Source organism: Lysobacter soyae, from assembly GCF_019551435.1.
GTDB classification, from domain to species: Bacteria; Pseudomonadota; Gammaproteobacteria; order Xanthomonadales; family Xanthomonadaceae; genus Solilutibacter; species Solilutibacter soyae.
This window is the reverse complement of sequence record NZ_CP080544.1, coordinates 1,362,671-1,388,405: the sequence shown is the minus strand read 5'-3', so window position 1 is coordinate 1,388,405 and position 25,735 is coordinate 1,362,671. Positions and strand designations below refer to the sequence as shown.

Annotated in this window: 24 protein-coding genes and 1 tRNA gene; 13 read left to right on the top strand and 12 right to left on the bottom strand. The window is 59.2% G+C overall.

From position 1 onward, the window contains the following. Position 1: 1 nt before the first annotated feature. The 8 genes from H8L67_RS06650 to H8L67_RS06615 form a co-directional block, all read right to left on the bottom strand. On the bottom strand, positions 2 to 1,252 hold the full coding sequence (locus H8L67_RS06650) for an MFS transporter (RefSeq protein WP_220379077.1): 1,251 nt from the start codon (positions 1,250 to 1,252) through the stop codon (positions 2 to 4). After that, on the bottom strand, positions 1,249 to 1,680 hold the full coding sequence (locus H8L67_RS06645; protein ID WP_220379076.1) for a SufE family protein: 432 nt from the start codon (positions 1,678 to 1,680) through the stop codon (positions 1,249 to 1,251). Before H8L67_RS06645 ends, H8L67_RS06650 begins: the two co-directional genes overlap by 4 nt. Then, a complete protein-coding gene (gene cysS, locus H8L67_RS06640) occupies positions 1,680 to 3,050 on the bottom strand; it encodes a cysteine--tRNA ligase (RefSeq protein WP_220379075.1) in 1,371 nt (456 codons plus the stop codon). The genes H8L67_RS06645 and cysS overlap by 1 nt, the downstream gene beginning before the upstream one ends. Next, positions 2,986 to 3,576 (bottom strand): poly-beta-1,6-N-acetyl-D-glucosamine biosynthesis protein PgaD, encoded by a 591-nt coding sequence (pgaD, locus tag H8L67_RS06635; protein WP_220379074.1) that lies wholly within the window; start codon positions 3,574 to 3,576, stop codon positions 2,986 to 2,988. Before pgaD ends, cysS begins: the two co-directional genes overlap by 65 nt. Further along, on the bottom strand, positions 3,573 to 4,811 hold the full coding sequence (pgaC, locus tag H8L67_RS06630) for a poly-beta-1,6-N-acetyl-D-glucosamine synthase (protein ID WP_220379073.1): 1,239 nt from the start codon (positions 4,809 to 4,811) through the stop codon (positions 3,573 to 3,575). The genes pgaD and pgaC overlap by 4 nt, the downstream gene beginning before the upstream one ends. A 2-nt stretch (positions 4,812 to 4,813) precedes the next feature. Then, positions 4,814 to 6,694 (bottom strand): poly-beta-1,6-N-acetyl-D-glucosamine N-deacetylase PgaB, encoded by a 1,881-nt coding sequence (gene pgaB, locus H8L67_RS06625; RefSeq protein ID WP_255556072.1) that lies wholly within the window; start codon positions 6,692 to 6,694, stop codon positions 4,814 to 4,816. Between the two features lie 2 nt (positions 6,695 to 6,696). Further along, positions 6,697 to 8,721, bottom strand: a complete 2,025-nt coding sequence (gene pgaA, locus H8L67_RS06620; RefSeq protein ID WP_220379072.1) for a poly-beta-1,6 N-acetyl-D-glucosamine export porin PgaA — start codon at positions 8,719 to 8,721, stop codon at positions 6,697 to 6,699. A gap of 252 nt (positions 8,722 to 8,973) precedes the next feature. Next, a tRNA-Pro gene (locus tag H8L67_RS06615) sits at positions 8,974 to 9,050 on the bottom strand. 81 nt (positions 9,051 to 9,131) lie between these two features. Between H8L67_RS06615 and hisS the strand changes: the two genes are divergently transcribed. From hisS to H8L67_RS06555, 12 genes are all read left to right on the top strand, one after another. Beyond that, on the top strand, positions 9,132 to 10,499 hold the full coding sequence (gene hisS / locus H8L67_RS06610) for a histidine--tRNA ligase (RefSeq protein ID WP_220380766.1): 1,368 nt from the start codon (positions 9,132 to 9,134) through the stop codon (positions 10,497 to 10,499). Further along, on the top strand, positions 10,496 to 12,349 hold the full coding sequence (locus H8L67_RS06605; RefSeq protein ID WP_220379071.1) for an HAL/PAL/TAL family ammonia-lyase: 1,854 nt from the start codon (positions 10,496 to 10,498) through the stop codon (positions 12,347 to 12,349). The genes hisS and H8L67_RS06605 overlap by 4 nt, the downstream gene beginning before the upstream one ends. Before the next feature lie 110 nt (positions 12,350 to 12,459). Next, complete coding sequence (locus H8L67_RS06600; RefSeq protein ID WP_220379070.1) at positions 12,460 to 12,795, top strand: Trp family transcriptional regulator; 336 nt, start codon at positions 12,460 to 12,462, stop codon at positions 12,793 to 12,795. Continuing rightward, positions 12,792 to 13,712 (top strand): ATP phosphoribosyltransferase, encoded by a 921-nt coding sequence (gene hisG / locus H8L67_RS06595; RefSeq protein ID WP_220379069.1) that lies wholly within the window; start codon positions 12,792 to 12,794, stop codon positions 13,710 to 13,712. Before H8L67_RS06600 ends, hisG begins: the two co-directional genes overlap by 4 nt. Beyond that, complete coding sequence (hisD, locus tag H8L67_RS06590; protein ID WP_220379068.1) at positions 13,709 to 15,007, top strand: histidinol dehydrogenase; 1,299 nt, start codon at positions 13,709 to 13,711, stop codon at positions 15,005 to 15,007. The genes hisG and hisD overlap by 4 nt, the downstream gene beginning before the upstream one ends. Continuing rightward, a complete protein-coding gene (hisC, locus tag H8L67_RS06585) occupies positions 14,998 to 16,098 on the top strand; it encodes a histidinol-phosphate transaminase (RefSeq protein WP_220380765.1) in 1,101 nt (366 codons plus the stop codon). The genes hisD and hisC overlap by 10 nt, the downstream gene beginning before the upstream one ends. Further along, positions 16,095 to 17,174: a bifunctional histidinol-phosphatase/imidazoleglycerol-phosphate dehydratase HisB gene (gene hisB, locus H8L67_RS06580; RefSeq protein ID WP_220379067.1), complete on the top strand. Its 1,080-nt coding sequence runs from the start codon at positions 16,095 to 16,097 to the stop codon at positions 17,172 to 17,174. Before hisC ends, hisB begins: the two co-directional genes overlap by 4 nt. A 10-nt stretch (positions 17,175 to 17,184) precedes the next feature. Continuing rightward, the gene (gene hisH / locus H8L67_RS06575; protein ID WP_220379066.1) at positions 17,185 to 17,781 is read left to right on the top strand and encodes an imidazole glycerol phosphate synthase subunit HisH; all 597 of its coding nucleotides are present in this window, start codon (positions 17,185 to 17,187) and stop codon (positions 17,779 to 17,781) included. Further along, complete coding sequence (gene hisA / locus H8L67_RS06570; RefSeq protein WP_220379065.1) at positions 17,778 to 18,512, top strand: 1-(5-phosphoribosyl)-5-[(5-phosphoribosylamino)methylideneamino]imidazole-4-carboxamide isomerase; 735 nt, start codon at positions 17,778 to 17,780, stop codon at positions 18,510 to 18,512. Before hisH ends, hisA begins: the two co-directional genes overlap by 4 nt. After that, entirely contained in the window at positions 18,506 to 19,279 is a 774-nt protein-coding gene (gene hisF, locus H8L67_RS06565) for an imidazole glycerol phosphate synthase subunit HisF (RefSeq protein ID WP_220379064.1), read from the top strand. The genes hisA and hisF overlap by 7 nt, the downstream gene beginning before the upstream one ends. Then, the gene (hisIE, locus tag H8L67_RS06560) at positions 19,276 to 19,869 is read left to right on the top strand and encodes a bifunctional phosphoribosyl-AMP cyclohydrolase/phosphoribosyl-ATP diphosphatase HisIE (protein ID WP_220379063.1); all 594 of its coding nucleotides are present in this window, start codon (positions 19,276 to 19,278) and stop codon (positions 19,867 to 19,869) included. The genes hisF and hisIE overlap by 4 nt, the downstream gene beginning before the upstream one ends. A gap of 38 nt (positions 19,870 to 19,907) precedes the next feature. Continuing rightward, positions 19,908 to 21,515 (top strand): calcineurin-like phosphoesterase family protein, encoded by a 1,608-nt coding sequence (locus H8L67_RS06555; protein ID WP_220379062.1) that lies wholly within the window; start codon positions 19,908 to 19,910, stop codon positions 21,513 to 21,515. On the opposite strand, the gene mtnC is transcribed toward H8L67_RS06555, so the two are convergent. From mtnC to H8L67_RS06535, 4 genes are all read right to left on the bottom strand, one after another. After that, positions 21,516 to 22,211 carry an acireductone synthase gene (gene mtnC, locus H8L67_RS06550; RefSeq protein ID WP_220379061.1) on the bottom strand — a complete coding sequence of 232 codons (696 nt, stop codon included), beginning with the start codon at positions 22,209 to 22,211 and terminating at the stop codon, positions 21,516 to 21,518. It abuts the gene before it with no gap. Further along, positions 22,208 to 22,768, bottom strand: coding sequence for a 1,2-dihydroxy-3-keto-5-methylthiopentene dioxygenase (locus H8L67_RS06545; protein WP_220379060.1), 561 nt, complete (start codon positions 22,766 to 22,768; stop codon positions 22,208 to 22,210). The genes mtnC and H8L67_RS06545 overlap by 4 nt, the downstream gene beginning before the upstream one ends. Next, entirely contained in the window at positions 22,765 to 23,403 is a 639-nt protein-coding gene (locus H8L67_RS06540) for a methylthioribulose 1-phosphate dehydratase (protein WP_220379059.1), read from the bottom strand. The genes H8L67_RS06545 and H8L67_RS06540 overlap by 4 nt, the downstream gene beginning before the upstream one ends. A gap of 113 nt (positions 23,404 to 23,516) precedes the next feature. Beyond that, positions 23,517 to 25,061 carry an amino acid permease gene (locus H8L67_RS06535; protein WP_220379058.1) on the bottom strand — a complete coding sequence of 515 codons (1,545 nt, stop codon included), beginning with the start codon at positions 25,059 to 25,061 and terminating at the stop codon, positions 23,517 to 23,519. 120 nt (positions 25,062 to 25,181) lie between these two features. Here H8L67_RS06535 and H8L67_RS06530 point away from each other — a divergent pair, with 120 nt between their 5' ends. Continuing rightward, entirely contained in the window at positions 25,182 to 25,730 is a 549-nt protein-coding gene (locus H8L67_RS06530; RefSeq protein WP_220379057.1) for an NUDIX hydrolase, read from the top strand. Positions 25,731 to 25,735 lie beyond the last annotated feature (5 nt).

Genomic DNA, 25,735 nt, shown 5'->3' with positions numbered 1-25,735 from the left:
ACTAATGCAGCTCGCGCATATTCAATTTGCGTAGCCGCGGCGCCAGCGTCGCGGTCGCTGTCACAATGCCCATCGTGACAAATCCACCCAGAACGACTGCCGGCACCAAGCCCAGCAACTTGGCCATAGAGCCTGCATAAAAGGCGCCCAGCTCATTCGAGCTGCTGATGAAGACACTGTTGACCGAAGACACCCGTCCGCGCATGTCGTCAGGCGTGGCGAGCTGCAAGACCGTCGACCGCAAGATCACCGACACGCCGTCGAACATGCCGGAAATCAGCAAGAACAACACGGAAAGCCACAGCACTTTGCTGAGTCCGAAGCCGACCATGCAGGCGCCGAAGCCAGCGACGGCAAACAGCATGATCTTGCCCGCGTTCTTGTCCAAGGGGTGACGTGACAGCCAGAGCGCGACACATACCGATCCCAAGGCCGGCGCGCCACGCAGTACACCGAGGGCTTCCGGGCCTGCGTGCAATACGTCCTTGATGAATGCCGGTGCCAACGAAATGGCACCACCGAACAACACAGCGAACATGTCGAGTGCGAGTGCGGCGAGCAAGATCTGGTGTCCGAACACGAACTTCAGGCCCTCACCGATGCTTTGGAACACCGGGCCGCGCTGCTGCGTTTGCACCGGTTCCGTCACCTTCATCACCGAGAGCGCGAAGATCGCCAAGGCCACGAAGACAGTTGACGTGGCATAGGCGGTGGCCTTGCCGAAATGGCCGACAATCAAGCCGCCGGTGGCAGGACCCAACACCAGGCCGAGTTGGAAGATGACACTGCCTAGGCTCGCGCCTTTGGGAAATTGCGGCCGGGTCAATACGCGGCCGAACAACGCGTTGTAGATGGGCCCTAAGAACGCGCGTCCGATGCCGCCGACCATGACCGCGGCGTAGATGGGCCACGTGCCCTTGTGCGTGATATGTCCGCTGGCGATGAGCGTCAAAATAATGGCGTTGATGCCGAGCAAGACGCAGGCCGCCATGCCGAGTTTCCGGCGCGGCAGGGTATCCACCAGATGCCCGGCGAAGGGGGCGACGCAAAAAAACGGCACGACTTCGGCCAAGCCGATCAGGCCGAGCTGCCAAGGATCGCGGGTGAGGCTGTAAATATGCCAACCCACGGTGACCGCCACGATTTGATACGACAGCATCGTCGCAATGCGATACACCATCAACCAACGGAAACCGGTGACGGTGAACGGCGAGGGCGCGGCCGCCACTTGCGCCGAAATGTCTTCACTCATCGTGCAGCGCCCGCGCGATCTTGAATGAACTGCAACAGCGCCGCGTGTCCGTTCGAACGCGTCGGCGACAAATGGCGTTCCAAGCCGATGCCCCGCACGTAATCCGGCGTCGTCGACAGAATCGCTTCCGGGGTTCGTCCGGAGTACACGCGCAAGGCGAGAAAGATGAGGCCCGAGACAATGGTTGAATCACTGGCGGCCTCGAAGTGCATCAGGCCGTCTTCAAAACGGTCCGTGATCCAGACATTGGATTGGCATCCGTGCAGGCGATATTGATCGGTCTTGAACGCATCATCCAGCGGCGGCAGTTTTTTGCCGAGGTCAATCAAGTATTGATAGCGTTCCGACCAATCACTGAACAGTGAAAACTCATCCGCAATCGCCGCTTGTGCTTCCGTGGTTGTGGCTTCCATGGGGAATTGCGACATCAGGCTTTTCTCGTCCAACGCACACCTTGCGGCGTGTCTTCCAACACTATGCCTTGGGCATCCAAATCCTTGCGGATGGCATCCGCGCGGGCGAAATCACGATCTTGTTTTGCCTGCGTGCGCGCATCCACCAAGGCCTGGATGGCAGCATCGTCGGCACTGTCGGCGCCGCGCGCGAACCACGTTTCAGGGGACTGCTGCAGCAGGCCAAGGGCAAGACCCGCGCCGAGGAGCTCGGATTTAAGGCGCGATTTTTCTTCGGCTGTCTCGGCTTTGCGCGCTTCACCGGCAATGCGCGCGATGTCGGCCAAGGCCGCGGGCGTATTCAAGTCATCGTCCAGTGCCGCTTCGATGCTGGCCGGGATGTTCGCGGTTGCGTCGACGTCCTGAAGCTCGCGCAAGGTCCCGTACAAGCGATCCAAAGTTCGCACGGACTGATCCACCAATCGCCCCGACCAATCCAAGGGTTGCCGGTAATGCGCCGAGAGCAGTGCGAAGCGCAAGGCTTCAGGCGGGTGTTGTTGAATCAGATCATGGACCCGTTCGATGTTGCCGACCGATTTGCTCATCTTGGCGCCGTCGAAATTCAACATGCCGTTGTGGAGCCACCAGCGGGCAAACACTTTGCCGCCGTGCGCGCATTCGCTTTGGGCGATTTCGTTTTCGTGATGCGGGAATTGCAAATCCACGCCGCCGGCATGGATATCGATGGTTTCGCCCAAGTGCTTGGCGGCCATGGCCGAGCACTCGATGTGCCAACCGGGGCGGCCACGGCCCCAGGGTGAATCCCAGCCGGGCAGATCGTCGCTGGAAGGTTTCCAGAGGACAAAGTCGCCGGGGTCGCGTTTGTAGGGGGCGACTTCCACGCGCGCGCCAGCGCGCATATCGTCGATATCGCGACGCGACAGCTTGCCATAGCCGGGAAACGCATTCACCGAAAACAGGACGTGCCCCTCGGCCGCATAAGCATGGCCGCTCGCAATCAGCGATTCGATCATGGCGATCATCTCGGCGATGTGGGCGGTGGCCTCAGGCGCAATATCAGGCGGTTGCACGCCCAATGCAGCCATGTCTTCGGCATACGCCTTGGCGAATTTGTCGGTGATGACATTGATCGGGACGCCGGCTTCTTTGGCGGCGGCATTGATCTTGTCGTCCACGTCAGTGATGTTGCGGGCAAACTTCAGGCCGCCGAAGCGACGGCGGAGCAGGGCGGCCAAGACGTCGAAGACGACCGGGCCCCTTGCGTTGCCGATGTGGACGTAGTTATAGACGGTCGGACCGCACAGATACAGCGTCGGGGCGTCAGGATTCGCGGGTACGAAGCGTTCCGCAGTGCGGCTCAGACTGTTGTATAGATGCAGGCTCATGTTCGGCTCGTTCAATATGCCGATATTTTAGCGGTTGCGCATTGGCTTCGCTGGCGCCGCCCGGCCCGCGCCGGAAGTTGACCGGGACCGCCGACATGGGTACCGCATGCTCGTTCATGTGCAACATGCAGACCTTGTGGCCGGCTAAGGTGGTGGCGATGTCGGCGTTGCCGCCGAGATCATTGACGATCGCCGAATGCGCGAGCACCGGGGTTTCGGCACGTCTGTCGCCCCCGCTGAAGCGATTCCGGTTATATTCGGCCCAAATCACCAAAGTCATGGCGGCGAGGACCGCGATGACCGGCAGCACGACCAACAAATAGGGATCGAAACTGTGCGTGCGGAGGTACAGCTCGAGGCGCGCTTGTCGCACGCCGAGATACCACATCAGTAACGTGATGAGAGGGAGCCAAAGATAGACGTAGGTGAGCCAGAAAACCGCGGTCAGCACGCCCCAAAACGTTCGCCGCATCACCGGCAAGTTGCGTTCGTTTTGAATCAGACGATCTTCTTCAATGCGTGTCATCGGAAACCTCGATCAGGCGACACCCAGACAGCGCGCGTGCGGCTGCCTAGCAAAACTTTCGGAACGGCGATCACGGTCGTGAGCATGCTGAGCACCCAATACGCCATCGGGTACCAGACCATCCAGTAGTACGTCCGGCCGATCTTCGCTTCGTATCGGCGGTCAATCAAAATGCTGACGCCGAACTGGAACAGGCAGACGATCGCCAAGATCATGCCGTGCCAACCGGGGAGCAGGGAATTGACGTACAGGCTTTGCGGCACATCAATTAAATGGCGCAGCCCGTAAAGAATGAAGATGAAGCACATGGTGAATGCCCATGCCACGCTGCAGAGGTATTCGATGAAGACACCCCACATGCGACGTTGTCGCCATGCATTCAATTGCTTGGCATAACGGGTGATGACCTCCACGCCGCCCTTCGCCCAACGCAGACGTTGCCGCCAAAGCCCTTTCAAGGTTTCCGGCATCAAAATCAGCGCGATCGCATTCGGTTCATAGCGGATATCCCAGTGGTCCATCTGCAGGCGCCAGGAGATATCAATGTCTTCGGTGACCATGTCTTCGGACCAGTAGCCGACGCGGTGCAGAGCGGTACGGCGGAACGCTGCAATCACGCCCGAAACGGTGAAGATCCGTCCGTAGACGCGCTGGGCGCGTTTGATCATCCCGATGATTGAAGAGAACTCGCCGACTTGAAGTTTGCCGAGCATGGTTGAACGGTTTCGGATGCGCGGATTGCCGGTCACCGCACCCACGCGCGGGCCTTCAAGGAAATGGTGGACGAGCCAGTAGGTTGCGTACTCATCGAGCAGCGCGTCGCCATCAATGCAAACCAGAAATTCCGACTGCGCCGACATGGCGCCCATCCGGAGCGCATTGGCTTTGCCCAGATTGCGATCCAAATGAATCACGCGAAGTTGCGGATGAAGGGCGGCGAGTGCGTTCAACACTTCGGCGGTGTTATCGGTACTACCGTCGTTGATCGCAATGACCTCCAAGTTCGGCCAATGTTGCGCGAGTGCGGCACCGATGGTTTCTTGCGCGTTGAGGGCTTCGTTGTGGCAGGGAATCAGGATGCTGACCGACGGATACTCCGCCAGCGGTGGAGGTTCGGTCCGGGCCGGCTCATGACGTTCGCGTCTGAAGTAGTAGTACACCGCGCCCGAAATCCAGAAAAAGGACATCGTGATCGGGTAAAAGAACGCGAACTTGAAGAGCAGTTCCAGCCACATGATCAGGGCTTCTTATAGGGATACGTACGCGCCGACATGGCCTCGGTCGCATAGCGAAGCGACGGGGTGTCGCCCACGAAATCATCGGGATACCAAGCAATGTGATTTGCACCGGCGGCCACGAGCATCCGGACCTGTGCAGTCAGCGTTTTTCCTGACACCGGCTTGCCGGTGCGCCAATCCACCGTTTGCAGTTCGAAGACGGTACGGCTGAGCGTCGGGTCTTCCTTGCGCGCAGCCTCGATCAAATGCGCAAGCCAAACAGACGGTCGCGCGGCTTGCTCCATATAGGGCATCGCCATAATCGCCGTGTAGTCGTAGGCAGCGTTGAAGCGCTTGAGATCCTGCGCGTACCAAGCCTCGGCATTCGGATTGAGTACCGGTTGCGCAAACAGATTCCGTATCGTCTTGAGTTTGGGCCGCCAGACTTCCGCCGCGGCTTTCAGCTCCAGCGTAAAGTCGATCAACGCTTGCGAACGGTTTTTCAACGCCGGCAGTTCGTCGTCGCGCAGGTAGGCGTCATCATGGAAGAGAAGTCCGGCGATGTATGACTGGCGGGCGAGATCTTCGTACATATCCCGTGCCCAACGCCGTGCTTCGAGATCGGTGAAATCAATCCGGAAGTTTTCTTTGCCGCTGGCTTTGATGCCGTGGCGCAGTCGCCACTGTGCATCGCCGAATTCGAATCCGAGCACTGGGAGCCAGGCAAACACCGCCACACCGGCGCGCGTTCTCAGCTGCCATGCCACGCGTGAGAAAAGGTCTGCACGCATCGGTAGGTGACGATTGGGGAAGTAGACGGCATCGGCGGTGTTGTTGCCATCAGGGTCGGCAAAGGCCTGTAAATAGACGTGACTTGGGGCAATGCGGGCCACGCGCTCAATCAATGCATCGAGATTTTTGCCTTGTTGGATCGGATCGGGATCGTAGACCTGATCCAGATCGATCTGCAGTGCGCGTGTGGTTTGCGCTTGGTCGCCGACCTCCCAGGCATTGCTCGCAAACGCGGCGGCGTCGGGATTGCCCATCAAAAGCGAGCGTCCCAGGCCATGCAGGTTGACAATCTTGTTCGGGTTTCGGTCTTCCAAGTCAAACGTGGCTTGGAAACCGGCATCGTCTGCCACCGCGTTGGCAACGGCGTTATAGGCCGCATAGGGCCAAACCAGAACGGTTGGTTTGGCGCCGAGGTGACGCTCGATGAGGGTCGAACTCAAGTCGAGATCGCGTTTGAGTCGCGCTTTGTATTCGGTATCGCTTTCATAGCGACCGGTTTTCGCGTCGTAAAGATGCGTGATCACCGCGGGCGTTTCGTTGCCCTGCGGGTTGGCCAGCACGCCCATGTGCATGTCATGCGTATGCGATGCGACTTCAATGAGGCCGGAAGCCTTCATCTCTTTGAGCTGGTCCCAAGTCAGGAAGTCGTCGCGGCCGAAGAAGCGCGGCCCGTAGTCGAACGTTTTTCCTTCGGGCAGATCCAGCCAGGAAGTGACGACCGCGACCACGGCCGGGTAGTTATACGCACGCAGCAACGGAAACGCTTTGGTGTAGGCGCTACGCAAACCATCGTCGAAAGTCAGCAGAACGGGACGGTCAGGTAAGGGCCTGCCATGCTTGACGTTGTCGACCAGCTGCGCCATTGAAATCGGGTGGTAGCCGTTGGCTGCCAACCAGTCGAACTGTAGCGCCAAGTTGCGCGTGCTGACCGCATAGACGTCGGGATCCCCGCGCTTGGCCACATCGTCGCGGATGTCGTGATAGCTGATGACCAGCAAATTTTGACGATCGCGGAGTTTACTTTCCGCCGCCAAGGATTGCGCATGCGCAAACAGCGGACTGCATGCCAACGCCATCATCACGCACCATTGACCCAATCGCGACCACATACTCACCAAGCTCCTACAAAAACCGAGGCGTCAAAGGCGAGTCGCTGCTCGCGATGCCCGTCGTAAATGGGACGCGACCACGAGACGCCGTAATCAAAGCCCCAGCCCTTTCCGAAGCGCCATTGATGCGAGTAGCGCGCCGACGGCACAACGCCCGAGGCAAAGTTTTTTTGCCAATAGCGACCGGCATCCACATCCAACACTTGTCGGAAGGAATCGGAATAGCGACGCCAAGTCAGATGGTCGAAGCGCAAGCCGAGGCCGAACGAACCATCCGATTCCGGATTGAAATACGGCACGTTGCTTGCCCCGCGATTGCGTGACATATACGCGGCAGCGCGCCCATCGATCAGGAAATGCGTGCGGGTCAGCAGTCGGTGCGTGTAGCGAGTGTTAGCCTGCGTGCGCACATTGCCGTCACTGAAACGCGTGCGACTGCCTTCCAACACCCAATTGGACAATTCATTGGGTGCGAACTCGCTACCCAGCAACGCACTGTCGGCGCGAATGCCGTTCATGCGTGCCTGGATGGGCGTGTCGCGATCATTTTTTGCGAGCGCGGTGTACAAGGCCCACCCGTCAGTGATCCTGTAATTCAGGTCCAGATCGATGGCGGTATCACGCGCAAACGTGCTGGGACGGCTGACGGAAACCGACGCGACAACGCGATCGAATGCATAACGCAAGCCCACGCCGGACCAACGGTCATGCACATTCATGCCGTCCAATTCATTCGACGAGGTGTCGTGGAAGCCGAAAACGCGCCAGCGGTCGTTCAACAGGGGCGATGCCACTTCCAACCCCCAGTTCTGGTCCCGGGTGCCGTAGGGCGTGACCACGCCTTGGGTGTGACCCTTGCTCTTGCCCGAAACCGCCCATGCACGCATTTGCCAACCGGTATTGCGGTGCCATTCCTGACTGAGTTGCGTGACGTGTTGAACGCCGGCTTGACGTTGGGCGAGGTCCTCATAGATCGGGCGTGCCAAGTCGTAGCGGTTCAACGTCATCAATGCGTTCACCTGCCCGATGCGCGCACCGACGAAATTGGCGTCGAGGGTCTCGGCCATTTCGAAGCGTTGCAGCGCCCGGGTTGGCCAGCCGCGGCGTAGATAGACCGAACCCACGGCTTCCTGCAGCTGCGGATTGACCGGCGCGATGGCCGCCATGCCTTCATAACCGTCTTGCGCACCTTTCAGATCGTTGCCGAACGAGCGCACCATGTAATAGGCGACCTCGGCTTCCATGTGGGTCTCACTTTGGGCAGGGGTTTTGGCGCCGGGCAAGGTCACCCAGGGCGGGTTGTGTTCGCGGATGCGCCAGAGATAGTCGACGGCCTCGGCAATCCTTTCCGCTTCCGACAGTGCGTAGGCGCGCTCGATTTCAATCGTCGGATCATTCGGATAGGCCTTGAGCGCTTCGTCGTACACAGCTACCGCTTTGTCTGGCTGGCGAACACCGCGATACGCTTCGCCCACGGCCGGCAACGCGTAGGGCGCGACTTTTTGTCCTGCCGCCAACATGCTTTCGTATTGGGCGGTCACGGCCTTGTAATCGCGCAATCTGGTGGACAACAACAAGCGATCTGAGCGCAGCGTTGAGAGGTCGTCCGTAGAGAGTGCGGGTTGCGTGGCCAACCAGGTCTCGTAATCCTGATCGGCTTGGTGTGCCAGATCCAGATCATGTTTTTCATCGGGGAACTGGAATTTCGCCCACGCTGTCGCGCGTGCCATGGCGCCTAGCTTGATGCGTCGTGATTCCTCGACGCTATAGAGCTCGGGATGCTTTTGCAGTTCGATCCACGCTTGGTGGAAACTGCCGAGGTCCGCGAGCGTCAAGGTTCTCAAGCGTGAGAGCTCAGGCGACGCGGGGATTTTGGCCATTTCCCGTTCGATCACCTGAAGCGCTTCGAGCCATGATTTGTTCGCGCGCAAATTCGCGATGGCCTGCGTATCCGAAGCACTCGGCTCCGCGGCACCAAGCGAAGTTGAAATGGCCAGCGCCAATGCGCAAGGTAATAGCCCGCGCATGCATCGTGCACCCATGTTGCGTCCCTGATTGTCTTGGGACGTCGTGCGCGAACGCGGCCGGCATCCCCCCTGTTGCGGCTATTTTACCGGAGAAATGTGACGGATGTCTTTAAATAAGTCTGACGAATTCAGCACTTTCAGAAAAATTCTGAAGTCGCGGATGCAAAAGTGAAACGTCGACACGAGCTATGGCGGGATAACAACGGACAACAAAAAACCGGCTTTCGCCGGTTGTTTGGTACCAAATTGAATTGGTCGGGGAGACAGGATTCGAACCTACGACCTCTACGTCCCGAACGTAGCGCTCTACCAGACTGAGCTACACCCCGTGGTGAGCCGATCATTCTAGATTGGGTTCTGAGTTCGCGCAAGCGGCATTTACAATGTTCGTTTTGCAGCCGGGATTCGAAATGATCAAACCGCGTACGGCCTCGGGCACATTGGAGTTGTTGCCGAGGGAACAAGTCGTCTTCCAACGCTTGCTGGACATCGTGCGCGACACCTATGCGTCGTTTGGCTTCATGCCGCTGGAAACGCCGGTCTTCGAGTTGTCCGAGGTCCTGCTGACCAAAACCGGCGGCGAAACCGAGCGCCAGGTGTATTTCGTCCAATCCAGCGGCGCGCTGGAAAAGAACGAGCCGGGCCTGCCGGAACTCGCTTTGCGCTTTGATCTCACGGTGCCGTTGGCACGCTACGTCGCCGAGCATGAGCACGATCTGGCCTTTCCCTTCCGCCGCTATCAAATCCAGCGGGTGTATCGCGGCGAACGGGCGCAAAAAGGCCGCTTCCGCGAGTTTTACCAATGCGACATCGATGTGATCGGCAAAGACAGCCTGAGCACCCGCTACGACGCTGAAATCCCCGCGGTGATCAATGCGGTATTTGAACGTATGCAGATCGGTGAATTCACCATCCAATTCAACCACCGCAAGTTGCTGCGCGGCTTTTTCGAAACCTTGGGCATTGAAGGCACGCAACAGGATGCTGTCTTGCGTGAGCTCGACAAGCTCGACAAGCGCGGTGAGGCCGCGGTGCGAGACACTTTGGTCGGCGAGGGTTTCGGGCTTTCCGCCGACACCGCCGAGCGCCTGCTGGCATTCTCCCGTGTTCGCTCCGTTTCTCATGAAGATGCGCTTGCCAAGCTCGCGGCGTTGGGCGAGGGCACGGCCATGTTCAAGGAAGGCCGCGATGCGCTGCGTAACACGCTCGAGCAATTGAAATCCTTGGGCGTGCCCGAATCGCGCTATGCGTTGAATCTTTCGATCGCGCGCGGACTCGACTACTACACCGGCATCGTTTACGAGACCACCTTGGATGCACATCCGGGCATCGGTTCGATTTGCTCGGGGGGTCGTTACGACAATCTGGCAAGCAGTTACACGAAATCAAAATTGCCAGGCGTGGGTATTTCCATCGGCTTGTCGCGTCTGTATTGGCAATTGCGCGAGGCCGGCATCATCGAAGCGGGCGCTTCCAGCGTCGATGTGTTGGTCGCGTTGATGGACGAGGCCGATCTTGAAGACGCGCTCTCGCTTTCTCAATCATTGCGCGCACAAGGATTGAATGTTGAAACGCAGTTGGAGGCGCGCAAACTCGCGAAGCAATTCCAGTATGCGGATAAACTCGGTATTCCCTACGTCGCCATGCGCGGTGGCAGCGAGCGCGAGGCGGGGCAAGTAACCATCAAGAATCTGAAAACCGGTGCGCAAACGGCTATGCCGTATAACGGCGCGCAAGATGCCGCGGCCGTCGCTCGCTATCTCAAAGGTGACGCATGACGTTGAAAATTGTGCTCGACGGAACGTCGCTGGATCGTTCCGCATTGTTGAAAATCGCCGAAGGCGCGCAGGTTGAATTGGCACCGCCGGCAGTGGCACGTGTGCAGAAAGCCGCTGAATTCCTCGACACCCAAGTGGTACGCGGCGAACCGATCTACGGCATCTCGACCGGCTTCGGCAGCAACGCCGATAAACTGCTCGGTGCACATTCTGTCCGTGCTTCGCGCGCAGATGTGCAGCCCATGATCGAGCTGCAAGAGAATTTGATCGTGACCCACGCGGTGTGCGTTGGCGAACCGTTTGAAACGGATGTCGTGCGCGCCATGCTGGCCATCCGTATCAATACCTTGTTGCGTGGTCATTCCGGTATTCGGTTGCAAACCGTCGAGGCCTTGACCCGAATGTTGAACGCCGGCGTCGTGCCTGTTGTGCCGAAACTGGGCTCGGTGGGCGCATCGGGCGATCTGGCACCGCTGTCGCACCTTGCCATCGTGTTATTGGGGCAGGGCGAAGCTTTTTATGAAGGCGAACGACTGTCCGGCGCAGAGGCGCTGAAGCGTGCCGGACTCGCGCCGGTGCAATTGCAACACAAAGAAGGTTTGGCCCTCAACAACGGTACTGCGCAAATGCTGGCCACCGGTGTGCTGGCGATCGCGAAACTCGAGCGTTTGCTTGACGTGGCCGATATCGCGGCTGCGATGACTATCGAGGGGTTTGCGGGACGGACCGGAGCCTTTGCGGAAGAAGTGCACGCGCTTCGACCGCATCCGGGTCAAGTGCACGTGGCCCGGCAGCTCCGAACGCTATTGCACGGCTCGGGACTGGCAGATATTCCATACCACCTCGTGCCCAAGTTCAAAACCTGGAAGCCCGGCCGCTGGCCTACTGAAGCGCTGGATGCGCATACCTTTGATATCCAGTGGGATTGGGTGCCAACCAGTGAACGCCACGGGCGCGAGAAGTTCTACACGCGCTTCATGCCCTTCCGCGGCGGTAAGAAGCATCAACCGCAAGACAGCTATTCCCTGCGTTGTGTGCCGCAGGTGCACGGTGCGGTGCGCGATGCGGTGGCCCATGCCGCACGTGTGTTCGAAATTGAGTTGAACGCAGTGACCGACAACCCGTTGGTCTTCCCGGACTCCACTGCGGAGAACGTGGATGAGCAAGTGATCTCAGCGGGGCATTTCCACGGCATGCCCTTGGCGTTGGCCATGAGTGCCGTGAAAGCCGCCATTCCGGTGCTGGCTTCCATCAGCGAGCGTCGATTGAACAAATTGGTGGACCCGGCAACCAATGACGGTTTGCCGGCGTTCTTGATCGGCAATGAAGATGGCACCGAGTCCGGCATGATGATCGTGCAGTACACGGCGGCGGCGATCGTCAACGATTTGGCTTCGCGCGCAATGCCGGCCAGCGTCTATTCGATTCCCACCAGCGCCAATGCCGAAGACCACGTCTCGATGGGTGCGAATGAAGCCCGCCATGTGTTGGATATGACTTCGGACCTCGCGAAAGTGCTGGGTCTTGAAATGTTGGTTGCGGCACAAGCCGTGGATTTGCGTGTTGAGATGCTGGAGGCCGCGCGTGCTTTGGCGGCTGAAGTAGATGCAAACGCATTTGCGAAACATGCCTTGCAGGGGGGTGCAGCCACTGACGACGTCTTCCTCTCAGAGGTTGACGGGTTGCGCAAGGCATTGGCCGCGCACGCGCCGTTCGCGCCATCGCCCGCGCTCGCAAGGGTGCTGGCGGACTTCCGCGCCGAGGTGCCGTATCTGCGTCGAGACAGAGCGCTCGATAAAGTGGTTGCCACCGCTGTCCGATGGGCGGAGAAGGGCTTGCCGGCGGTTTGAGCCGGCCCTCTGGCTGATTCCAACGTAAAAAGCGGTCAGGGATGACCGCTTGACAGGTCTTTTGTCTAATGCGTTAATGTACTAACACGTTAATACATTAGATATTTGACATGAAGCAGCGCACTGTTCAAGACCCGGCACAAGTCGCCAACGTTTCCATCAAGGGGCTGGCACGCGCGTTTGCAGCGCTCGGCACAGAGGCAGCGGCGGAAGCCTTTCTTCGCGACCTATGCACGCCCGCTGAGCTGGAAGCCATGGCGGACCGCTGGGCCGTGATCCCGTACCTGCTCTCAGGTGTTCCTTATCGCGACATTCACGACCGCACCGGTGTGAGCGTCACCACCATCGGCCGTGTGGCGAGAACCTATGAAACAGGCACCGGCGGTTATGCCGGGGCAGTGGAAAAGCTGGGACTGTCGACCTTGCGCACGGGACGTTCTTCATGAGCCCCCCGGTCGTACAGCCGCCGGTGCGCGACCGTTTGCGTATCGCGATTCAAAAAAACGGACGCCTGAGCGAACCTGCGCGGGCCTTGCTCAGCTCTTGCGGGCTGTCGTGGCGGGAAAGCCCGGACCGCTTGTTTTGTTATGGCGAGACCGCGCCGGTGGATCTGCTGCTGGTGCGTGACGATGACATCCCGGGCTTGATCACCAGCGGCGTGTGCGATCTCGGCATCGTAGGTCGCAATGTTCTGCTCGAAGAAGTGTCGCTCGCCGATTTGGAAGGGCAGCCATACAACGCGAAAGAATTGCGCGCCTTGGGCTTCGGAGGTTGTCGCTTGGCCATTGCCGTGCCGCAAGCGTGGACGTGGACGGGTATCGAAGACTTGCGCGGGCGCCGGATTGCCACCAGCTATCCGGGCATTCTCCAACGCTGGTTGGATGACGCGGGCATTGATGCCACCACGGTGCAATTGTCAGGATCGGTGGAAATCGCGCCGCGTCTCGGGCAAGCCGATGTGGTCTGCGATTTGGTATCGAGCGGCGCGACGCTTGCGGCCAATCAGCTGACACCGGTGATGGATTTGATGACCAGTGAAGCCGTGCTTGTGGGTACAACGCAGCCACTCGACCCGGCGCGCGCGGCCTTGCTTGATATGCTCCTGCGCCGGTTGGATGGCGTATTGAAAATCCGCGACAGCAAGCTCCTCATGTTCCGCGCAGCGCGCACAGCCTTGCCCGAACTGATGTCTCTGTTGCCGGATGCGGAATCGCCGACGGTGTTGGGTGTTATCGAAGATGACGATGCGGTTTCGTTGCAGACCCTCTGCCACGGTGTGGTGACCTGGCAAAGATTGGAGGCCCTGCAACGCGCAGGCGCGCGCGGTTTGATGGTGTTGCCTGTTGAAAGGATGTTGGCATGAGGCGGGTGGTTTGGTCGGAACTCGATAAGACGCAACGCGAACTGTTGTTGCAAAGACCCACGCGCAATTTGTCGGCCGAGGTGCGCGGTAATGTGCAGGCCATCATGGAAGACGTGGCCTTGCGCGGCGACGCTGCTTTGCGTGCATTGACGCAGCATTTCGACGGCGTGGCGTTGGACGATTTGGCCGTGAGCGCGGCTGAAATGGCGGAAGCCTCAGAAAGCCTCTCACTGGAATTGCGTGACGCTATCGAAGCGGCCGGATCGCGCATCGAAGCCTTCCACAATGCGACCCGACCGCGCTCTGTCATCGTGGAAACTGCACCAGGGGTGACCTGCGAACGTATTTCGAGACCCATCAATCCGGTAGGTTTGTATGTGCCCGCGGGCAGTGCGCCACTGCCCTCCACCGCGCTGATGCTAACCATTCCGGCGGCCTTGGCCGGCTGTTCCAATATTGTTTTGTGCACACCGCCACGCAAGGACGGCAGTGTGGATCCGATTGTTTTGGCAGTGGCTGCGCGCATTCCCGGAATTCGCGTTTTCAAGTTGGGTGGGGCGCAGGCCATTGCGGCTATGACCTTCGGTACCGCGAGCGTGCCCCGTTGTAACAAACTGTTCGGCCCGGGCAATAGCTTCGTGGATGAAGCGAAGCGGCAAGCCGCGCAACGCAGCGACGGACCGGCCATCGACATGCCGGCCGGGCCTTCGGAAGTCTTGGTGATTGCCGACGCCGGCGCCAATGCAGAGTTCATTGCTTCCGACTTGCTCTCGCAAGCCGAACACGGCGCAGACTCCCAAGTGTTTTTGTTGTCGGAGAGCGCTGAATTGTTGGATGCGGTTTCGGCCGCGGTCGACCGGCAGCTGGAGACGTTGCCGCGACGCGAGATTGCATCCAAAGCCTTGGAAGTTTCGCGCTTGGTGCAGGTACGCGATCTTCAAGAAGCCATTGACATCAGCAACGACTACGCGCCGGAACATCTCATCCTTGCGTTACGCGCACCGCGTGAGTGGGTGGATCGGATCCAATCAGCCGGCACGGTGTTCATGGGGGATTGGACGCCGGAATCACTCGGCGACTATTGCAGTGGCAGCAATCACGTCTTGCCCACCGGTGGTGCAGCACGGGCATGGAGCGGGCTTTCGGTGGCAAGCTTCATGACTTCGCTTACGCTGCAAACGGCAACTTCTACGGGCATTGCCAACATCGGGCCCTGTGCCGTGACCTTGGCGGAAGCGGAAGGCTTGGAAGCACACGCACGCGCAGCACGTCTGCGATTGGCGGCATTGCCATGAGCACAGCGCAAACACTCCGTCGCGCCGACCTTGCCGGTTTCAGCGGCTACAAATCGGCGCGAAGCGATACCTTGCAAGCAGACATCGTGCTCAATGCCAATGAGTTTCCCTGGTCGAATCCGGCCGATGCGACGGGTGCGTGCAGACGTTATCCCGATCCGCAGCCCGGTGCCTTGCTGTCGGCCATGGCCGGGCTCTATGGCGTGGCGCCCGAGCAAATTTTATTGGGCCGCGGCAGTGACGAAGGGATCGAGCTCTTGTTGCGCACGTTTTGCGCACCCGGTAGGGGCACGGTGTTGATTGCGCCGCCTGTCTTCGGCATGTACGCCGTGTGCGCGCGTTTACACGGCGCCCAGGTGGTGGAAGTGCCTTTGCTGGACACCCGTCAAGGCTTCAAGCCCGATCTGGATGAAATGGCCGCGCTTGCCTTGCGAACCGGCGCCACGGTGTTGTTTTTGTGCACGCCCGGCAACCCCACCGGTGAGGCCATTTCACTGGAAGACATTTCGCGTGTCGCCAGACAACTCCACCAACACTGTCTTGTGGTGGTGGACGAAGCTTACGGAGAGTTTTGCGAAACGGGCTCTTCGGTGAGCATGCTGCCCGCGCATGACAACATTGTGGTGTTGAAAACGCTCTCAAAAGCGTATGCATTGGCCGGAGCGCGTGTGGGTGCCGTCATTGCGCACCCCACCACCATCGAAGCCATGCGGGCAAGCCAGGCGCCGTACCCGATTCCCGAGCCTGTCGTGTCTCTGGCTATGGCAGCCATCAGTAACGCCGCGGTGGCAGAGACGCGCACACGCGTCGAACAGGTCAAGCGGCTGCGTGACGCGTTGTCGCAAAAATTGGCGGTTATGCCGGGTGTGCGCCGCGTGTATCCCTCGCAAGCCAATTTTGTCTTGGTGCGCTTGGTGGCCGCAGAACAGGTGCTTTCCGCTTTGCGAGCGGCCGGTATTTTGGTACGTGACATGCGTGCCATGCCGGGCTTGGGCGATGCGATACGCATCACGGTGGGAGATGAATCGGAAAATGCACGCGTGCTTGAAGTGATGAAGGAAAGCATGCCTTTGCAGAGGGAGTTGGCATGACGTCGGGGCCGATTCTTTTTCTCGATCGCGATGGCACCTTGATTGCCGAGCCCGACGATTTCCAAGTCGATTCAATTGAAAAAGTGCGATTGGTGGATGGCGTGATTCCGGCGCTACTGCGCTTGCGCGATGCAGGCTACGCCTTTGTCATGGTGACCAACCAAGACGGGCTGGGCACCGATGTGTTTCCCGAAGCAGACTTCGAGCGGGCGCAAAATTTCATGTTGGCCCTGTTCGAGAGCCAAGGCATCCGCTTCCGCGACATCTTGGTCGACAGAAGTTTTGCCTCCGCGCCGCTGCCCACGCGCAAGCCCGGTATCGGCATGGTGTCGCACTACCTGAAAGACCGAAACATTGATTGGGCACGCAGCGCGATGGTGGGCGACCGAGACACCGACATGGCATTTGCCGAAAACTTGGGCATTCGCGGCTTCAAACTGGCGAGCCCGGCCTTCGGCGGCGGTATCACGTGGGAAGCGGTGGCACACGCTTTGGTGGATGCGCCGCGCACGGCCACGCTTGAGCGCACAACGCGCGAAACACGCATTCGCGTGGACGTCGATCTTGACCGTGCCGCCCCGCCGGTGATTCGAACCGGTTTGGGGTTCTTCGACCACATGTTGCAGCAACTGGGCGCACACGGTGGTTTTGCCTTGCAGGTCGATTGCGAGGGCGACCTGTATGTAGACGAACACCACACCGTGGAAGATTGCGCATTGGCCATCGGTGCTGCGTTGCGGGAAGCCTTGGGCGACAAGCGTGGCATCACCCGTTATGGCTTTCTGTTGCCGATGGATGAGAGTTTGGCCACAGTGGCGATTGATTTGTCCGGCCGCTCCGTTTTTGAATTCAGCGGGGCATTTGACCGCCCCGTCGTAGGGGATTTGCCGACCGAATTGGTGCCGCATTTCTTCCGTTCCTTGTGCGACGGGCTGGGCATGACACTCAATTTGAAAATTGAGGGGCGCAACGACCACCACAAGGTCGAGGCCTGCTTCAAAGGCGTGGCGCGTGCATTAGGCACGGCGGTGCGGCGCGAAGGGCGCGATTTGCCCAGCACGAAGGGTGTGTTGTGAGCGTCCCGGCATGAAGGTGGCATTGATTGATGCAGGCGGTTCGAATCTGGGCTCGGTGCAAAGCGCGCTGGCGCGCTTGGGCGCAGTGGTTCGGGTAGCGCGGGATGCGGATGAGTTGACAGGTGCCGATCGCATCATTTTGCCCGGTGTCGGGGCGGCGAAGCCTGCGATGGACTTGTTGCACCAACGGGGGTTTGCTACGCGCCTGCAAAACCCGCCGGCGCCTTTGCTTGGCATTTGCCTTGGTATGCAATTGCTCTATACCCGTTCCGCCGAGGGTGACGTGGCCTGCTTGGGGCTGCTACCCGGAAAGGTCGAAGCCATGCGCAAGGCCGAGGGCATTCGCCTGCCGCACATGGGTTGGAATACTTTGAAGCAAGTCCGGCGGTCGGCTTTGACTGCTGGTCTGAATGAAGGCGCGCAAGCGTATTTTGTCCATGGTTACGCCGTCGACGACCCGAACAACACCGTGCTTGCCAGTACACACGGCGCAAAGTTCTCCGCCTTGGTACAACATGGGCACGTCGCCGGTATGCAATTCCATCCGGAGCGCTCGTCTGCTGTTGGCCGGCAACTGTTGATCAACTTTCTGGAGTGGTCGCCATGACTTTTACCGTCTATCCCGCCATTGATCTGCGCCACGGCGCGGTGGTGCGTCTACACCAAGGTGATTACGCGCAATCCAAGCAATACGATATGACGCCGGAAGATTTGGCGCGCGGCTACCGCGCACAAGGCGCGGAGTGGCTGCATCTGGTCGATTTGGAGGGCGCGCGCTCCGGCACAACTTCGTTGCATTCGCACGTGCGCGCGATCTCGGACGCAACCGGCTTGAAAGTGCAAGTGGGCGGTGGCGTGCGTGAGGCCAACGACGTGGAGAGGCTGCTTGGTGCAGGTGCGAAGCGCGTGGTGATCGGATCACTCGCTGTGGTATCGCCTGAGCGCGTGATCGAGTGGCTGCACGACTACGGTGCCGACGCACTTACCATTGCGCTAGACACACGCCGGGATGAACGCGGTGATTGGCGTTTGCCGATTCACGGTTGGACAAAGAACTCGACCGAATCGCTCTTCACCCTGGCCCATGCCTACGCCCAAGCCGGCCTCAAACACTTGCTGTGCACCGATATCAGCCGCGACGGCACACTGTCCGGTCCGGCCATTGCTTTGTATGCGGCACTCCACGAACGCTTTCCGACGCTTTCCGTGCAAGCAAGTGGCGGCATTCGCGATGCAGAGGACGTGCGCAGCGTGCTAACCAGCGGGTGCGCCGGCGTGGTCATCGGAAAAAGCTTGCTGGAAGGGTCCATGAGGCTCTCTGAGGCATTGCTATGCTGAGTCGTCGCGTTATTCCGTGCTTGGATGTGCGTGACGGTCAGGTGGTGAAAGGCGTGCAGTTTCGCGACCACGTGGTGGTAGGCGATATCGTCGACCTTGCCCGTCGCTATCGTGATGAAGGGGCGGACGAACTGGTGTTCTACGACATCACCGCGAGCCCCGATGCACGCGCCGTAGATCGCACTTGGGTGGAGCGGGTGAGCCGGGAGATCGATATCCCCTTTTGCGTAGCCGGTGGCATCCGTTCGGTGGAAACGGCCCGTGCCGTATTGCACGCAGGCGCCGACAAAATTTCGATCAACACTCCGGCGCTTGAGCGCCCGGCGCTCATCCGTGAATTGGCCGATGCCTTCGGTGTGCAATGCGTTGTGGTGGGTGTGGATTCCACTTTGGAAGCCGATGGTGTGTGGCGCGTGCGCAGCCACACCGGCGCGGCAGATGCGATGCGTGCACCGGGCCGCGATACCTTGGATTGGATTGCCGAGGTCCAAGCATTGGGTGCAGGCGAGATTGTGCTGAATTGCATGGGGCGTGACGGTTTGAAAACCGGTTTTGATATCGCGCAATTGCGTGCTGCGCGTACCGTGTGCGAAGTTCCGCTGGTGTCTTCCGGCGGAGCGGGCAGTATTGACGACTTTGTCGATGTTTTTTCAAGCGCGGATGTGGACGGTGCGCTGGCCGCGAGCGTCTTCCATTCGGGCAGTGTTCCTATTCCGGAATTGAAAAAAGCGCTGGCCACAGCCGGTATCCCGGTGAGAATCGCATGATCAATATCGAAAGTTTGGATTGGACAAAGCAAGACGGATTGATTCCGGCGGTGGTGCAGGACGCTGACACATTGCGGGTCTTGATGCTCGGCTACATGTCAAAGGAATCATTGACGCAAACCCTGCAGTGCGGCGAGGCCGTTTTTTACAGCCGTAGTCGCGCGCAGCTATGGCGCAAAGGCGCGACTTCAGGCAACGTCTTGAAGCTCGTCTCACTCACCGCCGATTGCGATAACGACACGCTGCTCCTGCTGGCACGGCCCGCCGGCCCCACCTGCCACCTTGACCGTGCCAGTTGCTTTCCCGATGCACCGGCCAACTTTTTAGCGGAATTGGCTCAATTGATTGAGACGCGCGCGACCACCCCGTTGGCGGGAAGCTATACCCAAAAATTGTTCGAGTCAGGCATTCGGCGCATTGCCCAAAAGGTCGGAGAGGAGGGCGTTGAAGTCGCGCTGGCAGGGGTGGTTCAAGACGAAGATGCGCTGCTTGGCGAAGCGGCAGACCTGAGCTATCACTTGCTGGTTCTGCTGCGTGCCCGGGGGCTGGGTTTGAGAGACCTGCTTGCGTGTTTGGAAGCGCGTCACTGACTGACACACGTGCGCGGCGCCAAGGTGATAATGGCGGTATGACGCTCACGACCAACCGCATTTTGAAGTCTGCGCTATTCGCCTTGTCATTGCTCAGCGCGAATGCGCTTGCTGTGCAAATTCAAGGAACGGTGTTTCTCGATCTCAACAAGAACGGCGTCCAAGATGCCGGCGAGCGCGGCATGGCGAATGTGGCGGTTTCGAACGGCCGCACTGTAGTCACAACCTCGGCGGGAGGCACATATCGCCTGGACGTTGCAGCCGGAGAGATTGTCTTCGTGATCAAACCCGCCGGTTTCGCAGTACCTGCGCGGCGCGACGGCTTGCCGGCGTTCTGGCACGCGTACCAGCCGACGCCGGGCCCGGTATTGCGCTATGGCGGCTTGCTGACGGGTTCCGTTTCGGATTTCGATTTCCCGCTGCGTACAGAGACCCCGCAAAAACTTCCCGGCACACGCCTGTTGATTTTCGCCGACCCGCAACCCAAGCAAACCACTGACGTGGGCTACTACCGCGATGACGTGGTCAAAGACGTTCAAGGCTTCTTGGCCAAACACCCGGGCGACTACACGTTGGGCACCAGCTTGGGCGACATCGTCAACGATGATTTGTCTTTGTACCCGGCGATGAATAGCGTCACTACCGGCCTGGGTGTGCCGTGGCTGCATATTCCGGGCAATCACGATATCGATATGGACGCCGAAGACGATCAACACGCCCTGGACACGTATCGAAATACTTTCGGCCCCGACACATTTGCGTGGAACGAACGTGATTTCACCTTTATCGGGTTGGACGATGTGATTTGGCGTGGCGCCACTACGGGCGGCTATATCGGAGGGTTCCGCGCGGGCCAGTTGAGTTTCCTTCGCCAGTACCTAGCGAGCGTGCCCGCAGAGCGCATGGTGGTTGTGGGTCTGCATGTGCCGTTGTTCGAGCCGGAAGGCAAAGACACATTTCGTGATGAAGACCGAGCAGCACTTTTTGCGCTATTGGAACGCTTCAAGCACGTGTTGGTGCTGAGTGCCCACAATCACACGCAGCAGCACTTCTTCCACGACAGCAAAGACGGTTGGCACGGGCAATCGCCTTTGCACGAATACAACGTCGGTGCGGTGTGCGGTGCGTTTTGGTCAGGTGTGAAAGATGCCCAAGGCATTCCTGTATCGACAATGGCAGACGGCACACCCAATGGCTGGGCCACGCTCGAGACGGATGCACAAGGGCACTATGCGTTGAACTGGCATGTGGCGCGCGACCCTTCCAACCCGGCGATGCATTTGAGTGGGCCGGCCACTTTGCGCAAGGGTGCCTATCCGGCATGGGGTCTGTATGCCAATGCGTATATGGCCGCTGCCGATACGCGCTTGGAATTCAAAGTGGACAACGGGCCATGGAAAACGATGCAACGCGTCACGCGACCGGACCCGGCGCTGGTGGCTGAAAACATGCGCGATGACGCGGCACAAACGCTACGCGGCTACGACCGCTCGCCGGAAGCACAAGACGTGACGCATTTATGGCGCGGTGCCTTGCCCACCGATTTGACCGTAGGCGCACATGTTGTGACAGTTCGCTTTACCGATAGCAACGGTCACGCGCAAACCGCTACGCGCACCTACATCTTGCAAGAAGCCGCGCCCTGATCAGCCGAGCGCGATTTCAGCAAAGGAAGTCACGCGCGTATGCCCATGGCAGGCGTCCGCGCTACGCGGCTGCGGGTAGTCTTCCAATCGGTCCAGCAACACCGTTTGCATCCCGGCTTCGCGCGCGGCATCTAATTCCTCCACCACATCCGAGAGGAAGTAGACGCTTTCCGGTGCCCGATCGAGCTTGTCGGCGATCAAGCGGTAGCTGTCGCCGACGCGTTTGTGTCCGACCTCGGTATCGAAGTAATGGCAGAAAAGGGGAGTGAGGTCACCCACCTGCGTGTGCGAGAAAAGCAGCTTTTGCGCCGGCACCGAACCCGAGGAATACACGGCCAACGGAATGCCCGCGGCGTGCCATTCGCGCAGCGCCGGCGCGACATCCGGATAAATGTCGGCCTTGAAGTCGCCGTCACGGTAGCCAGCGGCCCAGATCATGCCTTGGAGTGCCTTCAGCGCCGTGTGCTTGCGATCTTCGTCAATCCAGCCCTGCAGCGTTTCCGCAATCATTGCGTCTTGGCAAATGCCGCCACACTCGGCAGCTACCTGATCGAGCAGGGGACGCACGTGGGGGTCATGGCCGTTGCGCGCGATGAAGTCCGGGAGCGCTTGGCGCGCATACGGAAAGAGCACGTCCTTGACGAATGAGATCGATGAGGTGGTGCCCTCGATATCGGTGAGTACCAGCGGTTTCATGACAATTCCAAAGGGGTATCGTAACGGGGGAACCGGCGCGCGATATCCGTCCCCGTGAAGTGGCCGACCCAGCCGTCAGGAGCGGTAAAAAAGCGGATGGCAACGAATCGCGGTGCCGGCCCCATGTCGAACCAATGGGTGACGCCATCGGGCACGGAAATTAAATCGCCCTTGCAGCACACGACTTCATACACCTTGTCGTCAACATGCAAAACAAATTGCCCGGAACCATCGACGAAGAAGCGCACTTCGTCTTCTTTGTGCGCATGCTCATCGAGAAACTTGGCGCGCATGGCGTCGCGATCGGGATGGTCGGGGGCGATACTGACCACATCAATGCTTTTGAAACCGCGCGATTGGACCAAACGGTCGATGTCCGCGCGATAGGCGTCCATCACCGCCTCCGGGGTATCGCCTGCGGCAACCGGTTTGTTGGCCGACCATTGCTCGAAGTCGACCTGGATAGCAGCGAGCTTGGTGGCGATTTCCGCTGAGTCAGTACTTTCAAAAAGCACGACGCCCGGATCTGCATCGGAATAGATTCGCAATCTGCTCATCGGCGCACTTCCCGCATTTTCAACTCGCAAGCCAGCAAGAATTCGAAGGCTTCCAAATGGCGACGCGCTTCGGCCATGTCTCGACCCCATGCATACAGACCATGTCCGTCGATTAGATAGCCCCACAAAGATTGTTTGTCCAAGCTGGATTCCACTTGTGCCGCCAGTTCCGTCATGTCTTGCGTATTCGGATAGACCGGCACTTCCATCACGTCGTCGTGCGTCGTGTTGCCGTGAAACGCCTTTTGCAATTCGTAACCTTCGAAACGCACCTTGCCATCGGCAGCAAACAGTCGTGAGGCCACGGTTTGATTGATGGAGTGGGTGTGCAGCACACAACCGATTTCCGGAAAGCGCTTGTACAACTGTGTGTGCAGCAGGGTTTCCGCTGACGGACGCAAGTCGTTGCCGACCGGCACGCCATTGAAGTCCACCGCCATGATGTCGGCTTCGGTCAACTTCGTTTTGTTTCGCCCGGACACGGTGATGGCCGCGTGTTTGTCGTCCAAGCGCATGGAGAAATTGCTGCTGGTGGCAGGCGTCCAGCCGGCATGGCCGAGCTCGCGGATGTTGGTGATCAACTCGCCGGCCAGGTGGCGGAGCTGTTGGGAGTCATAAGGGAGGGTGTCGTTCATCGCTCTAGTTTAAACATGCGCATGTGACTGCAGTTAGAGTGCCATCGTCCGCTTCAGGCAAAAGAAAAGCCCGGTTGCCCGGGCTTCTCTTCAAAACGGTATGGCTGTCGCAATCAGGCTTGCGGGCCTTCATGGAACGGCGGTTCCGGATCAATCTTTGCGCCGCCTTCCGGGCCGGCCTTGCCGCGTCCCATATCGCTATTGCGGTATCCGTAGAGGGCATAGACGATCAAACCGATCACTGCCCAGCCGACGAACATGGCGATGGTGTAGAACGACAGATTGACGAACAGCAGCAAGCAACCGGCGATCGCGAGCGGGCAAACCACCCAAGCCATCGGCGTGCGGAACGGACGGCGACGGCCCGGATCGCGCTTACGCAGCACCAGCACGCCAACGGCCACGGCCATGAACGCAAACAAGGTGCCGGAGTTCGAAATGTCGGCCAAGATGCCGACCGGGAACATCGCGGCGAAGAGTGCGACAAAAATGCCGGTCAAGATGGTCACGACGTGCGGCGTGTGGAACTTCGGATGCACCTTCGAGAGGAACTCCGGCAGCAAACCGTCGCGCGACATGGTGAAGAAAATACGGGTTTGACCGTAAATCATCATCAAAATGACCGAAGGCAAGGCAAGCGCCGCAGCCAAACCGATCAGGTTGCCCATCTTGGCGAAGCCCATCACTTTCATGACGTGGGCCAAAGGCTCTTTGCTACAAACCAAGGCGTTCGGATCGCCAGCGGCACACGCCGCGGCCATTTCCGGCGTGCCTGGATGAATGGCGACACCTGCCGCGTCGAACATCGGTTGTGCGCCGATGGCGCCGACCGCACCGTAGCCGACCAACATGTAGAAGATGGTGCAGACCAGCAGCGAGCCGATCAAACCGATCGGGATATTACGATTCGGATTGGTGGTTTCTTCTGCAGCCGTCGAGACGGCATCAAAGCCGACGTAGGCGAAGAAGATCGATGCCGCCGCGCCCAACACGCCGACGCCGCCCATCGGGCTACCCCAGCCAGTCGGGAAGAATGGTTGGAAGTTCACATCTTTTGCCGCCGGTACCGCGATAAAAATGAAGGCGGTCAGGGCGATGACTTTGATGAGCACCAGAATGGCATTCACCTTGGCCGACTTCGATGTGCCAATTACCAACAAGAACGTCACAACCAAGGCGATCAAGAAGGCGAGGATGTTGAACGCGCCGCCATCCATCGGTCCGGTCTTCAGCGCTGCCGGAAGTTCCATGCCGGCACTGGTCAGCAGCCCGTTCATGTATCCCGACCAACCCACGGCCACGGCACCCGCGGCCACGGCGTATTCAAGTACCAACGCCCAGCCGACGATCCAAGCGAGCATTTCGCCCATCACGGCATAGGTGTAGGTGTAAGCGGAACCTGCAACCGGCACCATGGATGCCAATTCGGAGTAGGCCAACGCAGCGAGCGCGCAAACGACGGCGGCAATCACGAACGCAACCATCATGGCCGGACCGGCCTTCTGACCGGCTTCAGCGGTCAACACGAAGATACCGGTGCCGATGATGGCGCCGATGCCGAGCATGGTGAGCTGGAATGCGCCAAGCTGGCGCTTCAGTGACTTCTTCTCGGCCGTTTCGAGGATTTTGTCGAGCGGCTTGATTCGTTGAAACAACATTCGGTTCCCCAGAGAGACACGGTGGACATTCACCGAAACATAACCTTTTATTTGCCGCCGACACAAGGGTTTTCTGTTCGCCGCCTTGCAAAAAGAATTGACGCGGCGCAGCATTGAGGGATGACGAAGCTCTCGACACAAGCGCTGCTCAACGCGTTCCCATTCTTGGAAAGCACCACGGTGCGCGAGTGGCAGTCCGCATTCATCACGCTGGCGGAAGAAGGCGCGCATGCCTACACACGCGAGCGCACGGAAGGTCACTTCACCGGCTCGTCCTGGTTGGTCAGCGCCGACGGCGAACGCGTCTTGTTAACGCATCACAAGAAATTGGATCGATGGTTGCAGCTTGGCGGTCACGCCGATGGCGACATGGATTTGGCGGCCGTTGCGCTGAAAGAAGCCGAAGAAGAATCCGGTTTGACCGGCCTGGTTGTCTCGCCAGATATTTTCGATATCGATTTGCATTTCATTCCGGCGCACAAAGGTGTTCCCGGGCATTGGCACTATGATGCGCGTTTTGTGGTCACCGCCACCGACAATGAAGCCTTCGCCATCAGTGATGAATCGAATGCGTTGGCTTGGCGAAACATCGCGGAATTGGCCGCAGATGAAACCATGGATGCCTCCATGCGCCGCATGGCGCAACGCTGGCTCACGCGCAAACTCTGAACCGC